Annotated in this window: 11 protein-coding genes and 1 pseudogene; 5 read left to right on the forward strand and 7 right to left on the reverse strand. The window is 64.5% G+C overall.

Going from position 1 to position 11923, the window contains the following annotated elements; translation table 11 throughout:
- Positions 1-75: 75 nt before the first annotated feature.
- From FJ423_RS13855 to FJ423_RS13870, 4 genes are all read right to left on the reverse strand, one after another.
- The gene (locus FJ423_RS13855) at positions 76-1539 is read right to left on the reverse strand and encodes a RimK family protein (RefSeq protein WP_140842487.1); all 1464 of its coding nucleotides are present in this window, start codon (positions 1537-1539) and stop codon (positions 76-78) included.
- Between the two features lie 4 nt (positions 1540-1543).
- Positions 1544-2641, reverse strand: a complete 1098-nt coding sequence (locus FJ423_RS13860) for a GNAT family N-acetyltransferase/peptidase C39 family protein (RefSeq protein WP_140842489.1) — start codon at positions 2639-2641, stop codon at positions 1544-1546.
- Positions 2642-2850: 209 nt separating this feature from the next.
- Positions 2851-3645 carry an anti-sigma factor gene (locus FJ423_RS13865; RefSeq protein WP_140842491.1) on the reverse strand — a complete coding sequence of 265 codons (795 nt, stop codon included), beginning with the start codon at positions 3643-3645 and terminating at the stop codon, positions 2851-2853.
- Positions 3642-4160, reverse strand: coding sequence for an RNA polymerase sigma factor (locus FJ423_RS13870; RefSeq protein ID WP_040984221.1), 519 nt, complete (start codon positions 4158-4160; stop codon positions 3642-3644). The genes FJ423_RS13865 and FJ423_RS13870 overlap by 4 nt, the downstream gene beginning before the upstream one ends.
- Before the next feature lie 209 nt (positions 4161-4369).
- On the opposite strand from FJ423_RS13870, the gene FJ423_RS13875 reads away from it, so the two are divergent.
- Together FJ423_RS13875 and FJ423_RS13880 are read left to right on the forward strand one after the other, a co-directional pair.
- Positions 4370-4621, forward strand: coding sequence for a prevent-host-death protein (locus tag FJ423_RS13875; protein ID WP_140842493.1), 252 nt, complete (start codon positions 4370-4372; stop codon positions 4619-4621).
- Between the two features lie 53 nt (positions 4622-4674).
- On the forward strand, positions 4675-4998 hold the full coding sequence (locus FJ423_RS13880) for a hypothetical protein (protein ID WP_224607503.1): 324 nt from the start codon (positions 4675-4677) through the stop codon (positions 4996-4998).
- Between the two features lie 28 nt (positions 4999-5026).
- Here FJ423_RS13880 and FJ423_RS13885 read toward each other — a convergent pair whose 3' ends face one another.
- Positions 5027-7795 carry a DUF2339 domain-containing protein gene (locus tag FJ423_RS13885; RefSeq protein ID WP_140842495.1) on the reverse strand — a complete coding sequence of 923 codons (2769 nt, stop codon included), beginning with the start codon at positions 7793-7795 and terminating at the stop codon, positions 5027-5029.
- Positions 7796-8030: 235 nt separating this feature from the next.
- Between FJ423_RS13885 and FJ423_RS13890 the strand changes: the two genes are divergently transcribed.
- On the forward strand, positions 8031-8495 hold the full coding sequence (locus tag FJ423_RS13890) for an NUDIX domain-containing protein (RefSeq protein ID WP_140842497.1): 465 nt from the start codon (positions 8031-8033) through the stop codon (positions 8493-8495).
- Positions 8496-8508: 13 nt separating this feature from the next.
- Here FJ423_RS13890 and recO read toward each other — a convergent pair whose 3' ends face one another.
- The gene (gene recO, locus FJ423_RS13895; protein ID WP_140842499.1) at positions 8509-9267 is read right to left on the reverse strand and encodes a DNA repair protein RecO; all 759 of its coding nucleotides are present in this window, start codon (positions 9265-9267) and stop codon (positions 8509-8511) included.
- Between the two features lie 252 nt (positions 9268-9519).
- Here recO and FJ423_RS13900 point away from each other — a divergent pair, with 252 nt between their 5' ends.
- Both FJ423_RS13900 and FJ423_RS13905 read left to right on the forward strand, forming a co-directional pair.
- Complete coding sequence (locus FJ423_RS13900; RefSeq protein WP_140842501.1) at positions 9520-10323, forward strand: type II CAAX endopeptidase family protein; 804 nt, start codon at positions 9520-9522, stop codon at positions 10321-10323.
- Between the two features lie 207 nt (positions 10324-10530).
- Positions 10531-10971 (forward strand): VOC family protein, encoded by a 441-nt coding sequence (locus FJ423_RS13905; RefSeq protein WP_210239560.1) that lies wholly within the window; start codon positions 10531-10533, stop codon positions 10969-10971.
- 38 nt (positions 10972-11009) lie between these two features.
- Here the strand turns inward: FJ423_RS13905 and FJ423_RS13910 are convergent.
- Positions 11010-11904: pseudogene (locus FJ423_RS13910) on the reverse strand (aminoglycoside phosphotransferase family protein).
- Positions 11905-11923: the final 19 nt, after the last annotated feature.

Consider the following 11923-nt stretch of genomic DNA (forward strand, 5'->3'; position numbering starts at 1 on the left):
TCAATTCTTCAATTCTTCAATTCTTCAATTCTTCAATTTCAGTTCCTCAGTTCCCCAGTTCCTCTTCTCCCGCCACTACTTGTCCGGCCTTTCCAGGCGCTCCAGGAACCACTGCGTCAGCCGTACCCAGAGCTCGTCCTTCTCGCCGGAATCCTCCCAGCCGTGGTCGAGGTTGGGATTATCGTTGACCTCGATGACGAAGACCCCGTCCTTGGTCTCCTTGAGGTCGACGCCGTAGAGCCCGTCGCCGATGCATTTTGCCGCCCGCACCGCCGTCTCGACGACATGGGGCGGCGTCTGCTTCAGCGTGAACGTCTTGATGCCGCCCTGGTCGGGCTTGCCGCTGGCCTTGTGGTTGACGATCTGCCAGTGCTTCTTCGCCATCAGATAATGCACGGCAAACAGCGGCTGGCCGCCGAGCACGCCGACGCGCCAGTCATATTCGGTCGGGATGAATTTCTGCGCGATCAAGAGATCGGAATCGTCCAGCCATTCGGTCGCGAGCTTGGTCAGCTCCGACATGTTCTCGCATTTCTTGACGCCGCGCGAGAAAGACGAATCCGGGATCTTCAGCACCAGGGGGAAGCCGAGCGTCTGCGCCGCCACCTCGAAGTCGGACGTGCCGGCAATCATCACCGTCGGCGGCACCGGCACTTTGTTGTAGGTCATCAGCTCGTTGAGATAGACCTTGTTGGTGCAGCGGATCATCGACAGCGGATCGTCGATCACCGGCATGCCTTCCTGCTGGGCGCGGCGCGCGAAGCGGTAGGTGTGGTTGGAGATCGCCGTGGTCTCGCGGATAAACAGCGCGTCGTAGTTAGCGAGTTTGGCGAGGTCCTTCCTGGTGATCGGCTCGACCTCGACGCCCATCTTCTCGGCGATTCTCGCCCAATAGCGCAGCGAGGAAATCTCCGACGGCGGCAGTTCCTCATGCGGGTCGACCAGCGTCGCGAACGTATAGCGCGCCGGCGTGCGGCCCTTGGTGTCGCGCCATTCGCGGTTGGTGTAAGTGTCCAGGCACTGCAGGAAGAACTCTTCCTCATCCTCGGACATGCGGGCAAGCGGCAGGAAGCCAATCTTGCGGATCGAGGCCCATTCGGCGCTGTCCTTGATGTGGACCTCGAGCGCCGGCGCGCGGAACCAGTCGAACAACAGCTTGGCGAAACGATCCCATATCTTCGACGGACCGATGCCGAAGAAGATCGCTACCTTGGCCGGAAAGATCCCGCCGAGATCCTTGCGGCATTTGTTCAGGGCGAGCTCGAGCTCCGGCAGCGCGTGCTCGTAGAGCTTGCGCTCCGAAAGGTCGATCATGGTCTCGACGGTCGGGATCACCCTGTGGCCGCGCGAGCCGGCCAGCAGCGAGGCATAGTAGCCGCGGCTCTGATAGCCGTAGTTGTTCGACAGGTTGATCACCTTCGGCCGCTGGCCGCGGAACAGCGCCGGATGCGCGAGATAGTCGCGGTTGGTGATGATCTTGTGGGGTGTGGCCACCTGATCGAGATCGTTCTGCCTGCCTGTCAGGATAACCCAGGTCATTGTCTCAGCGTTTTCCCAGAGTGATGGCGGCGCGCAAACCGTCGCGGCCGAACTGCGCCATATTCATGAAGATGTCGTAGGGCACCGGAATGTTCGCGGCATCGAGGATCGTTTCCTGCCTTTCATCCTCGACCCAGGGATCGTGGATCAGGATATGGTCGCCATCGTCGCCGATGGCCAGCACCCAATGCGGCACCTTCTTGCCGAACATCAGGAAGCCGCTGATCAGGACCACAACCAGTTTGCCCTCGGCAAGGGCGTCACGGATGTCGCCGATGCCGAACGGACGGTAATTGACAGGGATGCCGTAAAGTTCGGCACGGCGGCGGAAATCGACCTGGGCAAGCTCCATCACCCGGCGCTTGTCCTCGCTCCTCACCGACTGCAGGAACAACGCGCCGTAAAAGGAGACGAATATCTCGGCCGCAAGTCCGCTCTCATAGCCGGCGACCGCCAGGCCGAAAGGCTCGCAGCCGCCAGGGCCGGACATCATGAAGACCGTGGTCGCCTCGCGCCACAGGCGGATTTCCATGACGGGATCGGGCACGAAGCCAGGATCGAAATTGGCCATCGCCATCATCAGGCAGCAAGGGCCGCAGGTGAACTCGCAGGTCTGCTGGTAGAACGGCACCCTGGTCGCGGTCGGAGTGTCGCCGCGCAGCGTCTTTTCGTAGCGCAGCGCCGTGGCGCCATCCTCGTAATAGTCGGGCTCGCGGCCCAGTTTTCGATAGCCGGCCTGCTCGTAGATCCGGATGGCGCGGTCGTTGTCCTCGCGCACTTCGAGGCGCAGCAACAGCCGGTCGTGCTCGAAGGCCGCTTCCTCGGCGGCCGCCAGCAGAAGGCGGCCGATACCGAGCCGACCGAAGAAGGGGCCGACGGCGATGGAATAGAGCCGCGCCACTCCGCTGCCCTTGCGAAACAGCACCACCGCATAGCCGGCGACGCGGCCCTCGTTCTCGGCCACCAGCATCTCGGCGGTTTCGCGTTCGATGAACTGGCGAAAGGAGCGGCGCGAGAGCCTGTCGCCCGGAAAAACAGCCTTCTCGATGGCAGCGAGGTCATCGACGTCTGACGCGCGGGCCTTGCGGATCTCGGCAGGCATGCGGGCTTGGGAGAACCTCGATTGGGTTAAAGAAAACGGCCCCGGTGGATGCGTCGCGAACACCGGCCGGACCGCCAGTATTCATCAAGCGCTATCGCTCCTTGATTAGGGCTGAATTGTGACAGTTTCCGCCCCGGCTGGAAAGGGCAAAGCGTTTGAACAGGACTGCCGTTCAAAGGGCTGCCGGCCGCCGAAAAAAGGCAGCCGGTTCAGCTCGATATGCCTGCCACGAGCTGGCCATAGGCGGTTTTTGCGACATCCGACAGCCGCTCCGGCGGCAACGAGCCGACGACGGCGCAAGCATAGCCTTTATCCAGCCAGTAGACCGCCTCCGGTCCGCCCCCCTCGGCAGTATAGGTGCCCTTGGACGTCGCCGACGATTCGGCGGTGACAAAGAGCGAGATGCGCTCGCCCTTGGCGTCCTCGTAGAGCAGCATCGCCGCCTTGCCCTGGCCGCCGGCCGGCAGCAGCCGGCCACCGACCAGTTGGAAGCCCTCGGCCGCCAGGTCGGGCGCAACCAGCTTCAGCCCGACTCGGTTCGACAGCCAGGTCTGGAGATGGTCCTTGTCGCTTGCCGGGACCTCGACGGCATGGCGCTTCTCGGCGGCGTACAAGACATGGGCAGCGATCGCCTGCTCGGCGAGCTGGTCGTCGCCGTCGTCGCCGCGGCTGACGCTGTCGATGCCGGCGACATAGCCGCCGAGGCCGCCCACAGCGAGCACAACGGCGGCCGCGGCCGAGAGCCACCAGCGCGAGCGCCAGGGCGATGCTTTTGCAGGCGCGTCGCCAAGCACGACCTGCCGCAGCCTTGCCGGCACCGGCTCTTCCATCACGCCGACCAGGGCGGCGCGCATGGCGGCGCGGTCGGCGATGTAGCGCGCGGACTTTGCCTTCATCTCGGGATTGCCCTCGAGCCAGGCTTCGTAAGCCATGCGCTCCTCGCCCGGCAGTTCGCCGTCGAGGGCCATATGGATATCGCGTTCGGAAAAATCGCTGCGGGTCATTTTTCGACGATCCTTATCGAGCGGCGGCGCGATGTGTCATCGAGCAATCCTCGCAATTCCTCGCGGCCGCGCGCAATGCGCGACATCAGCGTGCCGGCCGGCACGCCAAGGATGTTGGCGGCCTCGGCATAGGAAAAACCCTCGATGGCGACCATCACCAAGGCCGCGCGGCGATCGGGGCTGATCGCCTGCAAGGCATCCATGATCTCGCGCGAGGCGATGGTCTCGACCTGATCGGCGGGTGCGGCTTGGGCTTCACCGGCTTCGAGAGGCAGCATCGCCGCCTCGCCGCGCCGGTTGACCTTGCGCATCTGGTCGATGAACAAGTGATGCATGATCGTAAACAGCCACCTCCGGGGGCTCTCTCCAGTCTGCCAGTTGTCGAGCCGCACGAGCGCCCGCTCCAGGCAATCCTGGACCAGGTCGTCGGCGGAATCGCGCTCGCGCAGCAGCGAGCGCGCATAGCGCCGCAGCCGCGGTATTTCGCTCAGGATCGCTGCCTTCTTGTCGTCCATGACCGCTTGTTTCGAGGTCGCTTTCCATCCGGATAGAACGCGCCTTCGCGGCGCGGTGCAAGCAGTCAGCGCGAAGCGGCCCAACCGCTGCGGTTACCCAAGCGCATGAATAACGCCGGCGGAGGGCGGTTTATTCCGGCCCAAATCGCATAGGACCACTATTTAGTACGTAAAATAGGTATACTGGGTATATTACGCATGAGGCGCCGATGAAACAATTCACCTTTTCATACATGAACCGCGCATCGGGCGAGATCCTCGAAACGGCGATGATCGAGCCTGTAGCTCTTACGAAACGCGGTAAAGAGAAGCTGATCATCCTTTCAGCCAGACAATACTGGCAACTCGTTGGCTCGTCTGATGCCGCCGCTTGTACGATCGAGAACGCGCCTGACGCGACCCACAACGAGCTGATGTCGGGTTTGGAAGCCATCACAGCCGACGATGGGTCGGATGTTTAAGCCGGGCGATCTGCTCAGGTATTACTATCTGTGGGCGCGGCAGGCCGACGCTGGTGAAGAATCCGGCCGCAAGGCGCGTCCTGTCTGCATCGTGGTCAGAACTCCGACTACACCGGCAGCGCTGTTCCTGTTCCCGCTTACGTCGCAGCAACCCGACGCATATTGCAGTCAGTGAGATCGAGTGTCGGAGGGGCGGCTTCGATTTTCCGTCATGGCTGATCCTCGACCAGTACAACCGGGTGCGGACCGACGAAGCTTACGACCTCGTCACGGTGAAACCCATCGGTTCTTTCAGTCCAGCATTCGTTCGAAAGATTGCTGGCCTCATCAAAGAGGCAGCCGACCAGCGCGGGCTGCGCGGGATCGTTCGAAAATAGCCGCAACGACCCAAGGAGCTCCAGCCTCTCACGCTTCCCTCGCCGCCCTTGTCAGCAGCCGCTGATAGAACAGCCCTATCCCGATCAGTACGGCACCCAGACCGATGAAGGACAGCGCGCGCAGCACGCCTTCGAGTTCCGACATGTCGAAGAGGAAGACTTTCAGCACCGCGACCGCGATCAGCGCCGCCGACGCGATGCGCAATACCTGCGATTTCAGCCGGACGCCGGCGGCAAGCAGCGCCACGCCGATGACCAGCCAGAGCGCGGAGTAGGTATAGGTCTCGAGCTGGCCGAGCCCGCTCCACAGGGCGATGAACTCGCCCTTGAACAGGCGGCGCACCGAGAGCGTGGCATAGGCGAAGGCAAGCAGCGCGGCGATCAGCGCGAGCATTGCCGCATACCATTGCGGGCGCTTGTCGCGGACATAGAGTGCCAGCGCCCCGGCGGCGACCGCCGGCAGCAGATAGGCGAGAAACAAAAGGTTGAAGACGGGAACCGTACCGGTCGACTCGTCCGTCAGCAGCGGGTTCAGCACGACGAAATGCTGGACGGCGATCAGGCCGGCCGAAACCACGCCGGCGGCCATCGAGCCATAACGCAGGACCGAGCTCGGCGAGCGCATGTCGATGGCGACCAGTATGGCGCCGGCGCCGAGCGCGATCAGCGTATAGATCGCCTGTTCGGCAAGAGTGAGGGTGCCGGTGTCGATGACGCCGCCATGCATGGCATGGCGCACCAGCATGGCAATGGTGAGCAGCGCGAACAGGGCCGACGCCGCTTCCATGGCAAGGCGCGGCCGGCCATTGGTGGTGCGGGCGAGCTGCCAGGCGGCGAAACCGAAGGCGAGCGCCGGCACGCCATAGCCCGGCAGCAGCCAGTTCAAGACCGGCGTCCTGGCGAGAGATGCCGCGCCGACGATGGTCGGATCGAAGGCGACGCGGCCGAGCACGGCGACCGCCGCGCCCACCGCGATCCAGCCCAGCACGGGGTAGGTGCGCCAGCGCGTTGCCAGCGCCGGGACGACAGCGGCGGCGCCGAGCAGCAGGGTCGTCCAGCCGGAGTCGAAGGCCATGTGCAGCATCAGCAGGCCGGCGACGCCGGCGCCGCCGAGCGCGAATGACACGGCCGGGCCGCCGGCCAGCGGCGGCTCCTCGGCGCGCGCGATCCATTCGCCGCCGGCGGCGAAGGCGAGCGCCAGCAACAGGGCCGGCAGCGCATAGCCGAGATCGCGGTCGATATCGCCGAAGGTCAGCCACAGCGTCAGAAGCACCACCAGCGGCGCAATGACGCCCCAGGCCGCCCAGCAGGCTGCGCGCACTGGAGCGGCGGCGGCGAAGCGGCGTGCCGCCCAGAAACCGGCGGCGAGGAAGATCATGCCGAGCGCGACGCCGATGCGGAAAGTCAGCACGTCGGACGACACCAAAGGCTGAGCGTCGAGCCCGACATCGAGCGCATCCGCCCCGATCGTGGCGGGCGGGATGATACCCAGATAGATCATCACGGTCGCGATGCCGGCGGCAAAGACGAGCGGAAGCGCGCGCGGCCGGTAGAGCGCCGCCGCGACCAGCGCGGCCAGCAGGATCGCGCCGTGCAAGGCATCGCCGGCGCTGGCAAAGGCCGGATCGACGGACAGGCCGAGCGCGCTCAAGGCGATGAAGAAGCCGGGAACGATCGAAGGCCAGTCGAAGCCGCGCGCCGTATCGTCGCGGCCAGTAACCAAGAAAAGGCCGAGCCAGACGAAAGCCAGCACGGCGAGCGTCGCCAGGCTGATGAACAGGACGGCGGCGAGGTTCACCTCCGGCGCGTCGACCATGTAGAGAATGGTCCAGACGCCGGCGCCGGCAAAGGCCGCGGCGACCAGCGCCCTCCAGTCGCGGATGCGGGCGATTGCCGCCGTGGCGGCAAGCACGATCGCGAGATAGACGAACAAGGCCCAGGGATTGGGTGCTTCCGAGGCGACCAGCGCCGGCGTGACCATGGCGCCGACGAGGCCGATGCCGGCCAACGCCAGGCCATGCAGGAGCGAAGCGCCAATGGTCGCGACGCCGATGATGCCAAGCAGCGCGAAAGCCGTCGCCGGACCGATGAAGCCATAGATGGCGTGCGCCGCGTAGACCGTGCCGAACAGGATGAAGGCGCCCGCCCCGGTCAGAATCGCGGGGATGTAGGCGCCGGCGGCGCCCTGCACCGGCACCCTGAAGCCGGTGCGACGGATGAATTCGGCGCCGGCAATCAGCACCAGGCCGAGGATGCCGGCCATGGCGAGGCGCACGCCAGGGCCGAAAATGCCGGCCTCGATGGTGTAGCGGATCAGAAACAGGCCGCCCAGTGCCAGCGCGATGCCGCCGACCCAGACCGCCCAGCGAGTGCCCAGCGCTGTTTCGACATCGGTTTGGCGCGCCGCCTTGGGGGCCTCGGGAGATCCGGCCGCGGGCGTCTCGGCTACGGTGGCGGGTTGCGCCGGTGCGGCGGATTGCACCGGTGCCGCCTTGCCCTTCGTCCAGGGTCCGGCCACGGCCTCGCCTTCGGCGGTCTCGGGCCTCGCGACGACCTCCTCGGCCGCGGTCGCGCCCTCCGCCAACGGCGCGGCAGGCGCCGCGGCTGCCTCGGCCTTCTCGGCAAGACCGTCCTGCGCGGCGTCCGCCGCGTTGGGCGCCGACAGCGAAGCTCCAGGCTGCACAAGGCCGCGCAGGATACCGAGCTCGCGCTCGACCAGCGCAATGCGGTTCTGCTGTCGTGAGACGATGACGAAAAGAGCTATGACGGCGGCAATGGCGATCAGGCTGAAAAACATGGCGGTTTCCCTCAAAACCAGACCGGTCGTGGCCAAAGAATGCGGCAATGAGACGGCTGGTGCAAATCAGCGTCTTGCCGGCTAACAAGATCGAGCATGTTTCGTCGCCGATTGCCAGCAACTTGCCGGTTTGTCCAATGCCAAACCGCCGAAGCGGCTGACGGGAGTCTGTGAACGCGGCCGTGAAATACTCGTGCTATTCTCGCGCGATCGAAGAAATGCCGTGAGGTGACCGATGCCGCAACGAAGCGCCGGCCTGCTGATCCATAGGCGAGCCTCAGGTGTGTTCGAATTTCTGCTCATTCATCCTGGCGGACCTTTCTGGTCCAGAAAGGATGAAGGCGCGTGGTCAATCCCGAAGGGACTGATCGGCGACAAAGAGGACGAGCTCGAGGCCGCCAAGCGTGAAGCCGAAGAGGAGCTTGGGGTCGCCATCGACGGCGATTTCCAGCCGCTCGGCAGCTACAAGCAGCCGGGCGGCAAGATCGTCATCGCGTGGAGCGTCGAGGCCGACATTGATGCCAATGCCGTCAGGAGCAACATGTTCACCATGGAATGGCCGCCGAAATCGGGGACCATGAAAGCGTTTCCCGAAGTCGACAAGGCCGGCTGGTTTTCGCTGCCCGAAGCTGGCATCAAGATTCTCAAGGGCCAGCGCCCCATGCTCGATGATTTCCTGGAGCGGCGGGGCGCGGATTAGGCGGTTGCCTCTGCTATCCCGCCTGGCCGGCAATCGCCTTCACCGCCGCATGGTGCCGGCGCAGCGCGGCCAGAAAGCCGGCGCGGGCATCGGGCGGCTCGAGGCCGCGCGGCTCGTAGACATGGCGGGTGAAGAAGAAGCCGCTCAGCCGGAAGGCGTCTTCCAGTGCTTCCGCATCGGCGCGCAGGCCGGAGCCGCGCTGCAGGAAGGCGGGAAGCGCCAGCATCTTGTCATGCCAGGGCGCGCCGGCGCTGCGCGAGACGGCGCGTCCGGATTTCGGCGACACATAGGCGAGATCCTGCCTGGTGCCGGTCGCCGCGCATTGGCTGAGATCGAGGCCGAAGCCCAGTTCATCGAGGATAAGCAGCTCGAAGCGCGCCACCAGCTCTCCCGCCGCGTCGGCATCATCGAGATGCGAGATCATTACGGCAAGCGCCTCGTAGAGCCCGCCATGAGCGTCGCGCTCGGGCAGCAGCCTCAGATGCGCGGCCATGGTCTGCAGGCCGTAGACGGCGACGGCGCTGTCCATCAGCCGCGCGGCGTTCATCTCGATCGCTTCGGCCTGGAAGATGCCGAGATGCTCGTCGAGCCGCGCCCGCCACAGAAGGTCGACGCGGTTGCCGGGCTGCAGCACCGGCTGCTGCTTGCGCGAGCGCCCTCCCCGCACCAGACCGAGATGGCGGCCATGGGCACGCGTCATCACCTCGAGGATGGCGCTGGTTTCGCCATGCTTGCGAGTGCCGAGAACGATTCCCTCGTCGCGCCATTCCATGGCGGGAGCTTTTCACCTGTTCGGTGGCGAAATCAAGGTTGACACGGCTCAAGCGGCGAGGATGCTGCCAGCTCCAAATATCGGAATTTTCTCAGAAAGCATTCGGGATTCTCGGGCCGCGCGAATGTCAAATGCAGACGCGTTGACCGGGTGGCCAGCGCAGACCGCCGAACGTAACGGCCGGCCTTTTCCCGAAATGTCGACCTCGCGGGCAGGCGACTTTCGCAACCATTGCCCGATGCGAGATCCGACATGAGCTCCTTCCTGAACCTGGTGTGGAGACACCGGTTGACCTTCTTCTTTGCGCTGGCGCTAGGCTTGACGTGGCTGGCGTTCATCCCCTTCTATCTGTCGCATGGCGAGAGCATTCCCTGGTTTACTTTCGGACCGGCCGTTTCCGGCTTCATCGTGGCGGCACTTGTCGGTGGCTGGAGCGCGGTCAAGGCGATCCTGACCTCGATGGTGAAATGGCGCGTCCGCCCGATCTGGTATCTGGCGGCGTTCGGCCTGCCGTTCGGGGCGCAGCTTGCCTCGATCCTGATCAATTCGCTGTTCGGCTCGGTGCAGCCCGCCTGGGGCAATATCCCCGCCGTCTCCGAAATGCTGCCGATGATCGCGCTCTACGCCGTTTTCAGCGGTCCACTGGGCGAGGAACCCGGCTGGCGCGGCTTTGCGGCACCGCGCCTGCTTGCCTGCCGCTCGGCGCTCGCCAGCAGCCTGATCCTTGGCGTGATATGGGCCGTCTGGCATTTCCCGCTCGGCCTAGTCGGCGACCTCAGCCTCTACGGCACGATCAATGTCGTGCTGGCCGCTATCGTCTTCACCTGGCTCTACCAGAACACCGGCAGTGTGCTGCTTGCCATCCTGATGCATGTCACGCACCAGAACAGCGTGCGCTTCCTCGGGAAGGTGTTCGTCGAAGGCGACTATGTGCAGCAGCAATGGATCGCTGTAGCGATCTGGGCGATGATCACGGTCGCGATTGTTGCGTATTACGGCACGGAGAGATTCGTGCGCCGGCCGGCGGCACGGCTTGTGGTTGCCACAACAGCATAGGCGCCAACGGATTGCGGCGGCCGCAACAGGGCAGGCCGCCGTTTCGGACCACCGAGCATTCTTGTCCTGCCGCTACGTCCGGGAACCGGAGAGGACGGCCTGTGTTTATGATGATGGCGCCGCTGTCGCGCAAACCGCCAACCGTACGAGCAGTTGCGGCAGAGAGCACCAACGAGCCCAGCGATGACGATAAGGCCTCTTCGTTACTTGAACGCAGTCGTTCCGCACATCTATGTCCAAGGCGCGGCCAAGGCCGTGGCCTTCTATGCCAAGGCGTTCGGTGCCGAAGAAGAGTTGCGCATCACGGCACCGGATGGGCGGATCGTCCATAGCGAGCTCACCATCTGCAATGCAACGGTGATGCTCGGCGATCCCACCAGCCGGATCTATGATGAGCCACGGCATCTCGGAGCATGCACGGCGGGCCTGCATCTGATGGTGGATGACAATGCAGCGGTTCTGGCTCGCGCGGTGGCTTCAGGTTGCGAGCAAGTCCAGCCTCCAACGGACATGTTTTACGGCGCGAACTCAGCCAGCGTGCGCGACCCGTTCGGCCATGTCTGGGTGCTGCTGACATGGAAGGAAGACCTATCGCCGGCCGAAATGGAGCGCCGCGGCAAGGCCGCCCTGGGTGGCGAGAATCCTTGAGCATGACCCGAAGAGTTGTGACACTTCAGAGATGGCGATCACGTCCAGCGTTCGTAATCGGCAAGCACCTCGTCGATCACGTTGCGCTGCCTTTCCGCCTCGGCCTGGTTGGCGTCGTGCCCGGCGACGGTGATCAGCGCCTTCCATAGCGCCCAGCCGCGGCCGCGCGCCCAAGTGGCGTCGTCGATGTCGATGCGGGTGCGAAACGCCTCGCGGCTTTCGCCTTCGAAGAATGTCCAGCTTATAGCAAGATCGCAGGACGGGTCGCCGACGCCGGAGGTGCCGAAATCGATGACGGCGCTCAAGCTGCTGTCCTCGACCAGAAGATTGCCCGAGGCGACATCGCCGTGGAACCAGACCGGCGAGCCATGCCAGGTGGCGGCAAGCGCTGCCTCCCATACGGCCGTTGCGGCTTGCGTGTCGATCCGGCCTTCGAGCGCGGCGATGGCCTGCCTCGCCTCGCCGTCATAGACGCTCAGCGATCCACCGCGATGGAAATTATGCTGACCAGGCGCAGGCCCATCCGTCACATCGATGCCTCGCAGCGCGACGAAGGAAATCGGCGAGCGAGACTGCGAAGGCGTTGAAATCGTCGATGCGTGCGCTCCGTGCCGTCTCGCCGTCGATCCAGCGATAGACAGACCAATGCCAGGGATAGCCCTCTGCCGGCTCGCCCATGGCCAGCGGCGTCGGAATGGGCAGCGGCAGATGTGGGGCGAGTTTCGGCAGCCAGCGATGTTCCTTCTCGACCTGCAGCGAATAGGCGGCCGCGCTCGGCAGCCTGACCGTCATGTCGTCGCCGAGATGGAAGGTGCGATTGTCCCAGCCGCCGAACTCGACCGGGCTGACCGGCAGATGCCGCCATTGCGGAAACTGCGCATCGACCAGCCGGCGGACGAGTTCGGTATCGATGGTTATCTTTGGATTATGCAATGTCGCTGGCCCGTTGCCG

The organism is Mesorhizobium sp. B2-8-9 (assembly GCF_006439475.1).
Lineage (GTDB): Bacteria > Pseudomonadota > Alphaproteobacteria > Rhizobiales > Rhizobiaceae > Mesorhizobium.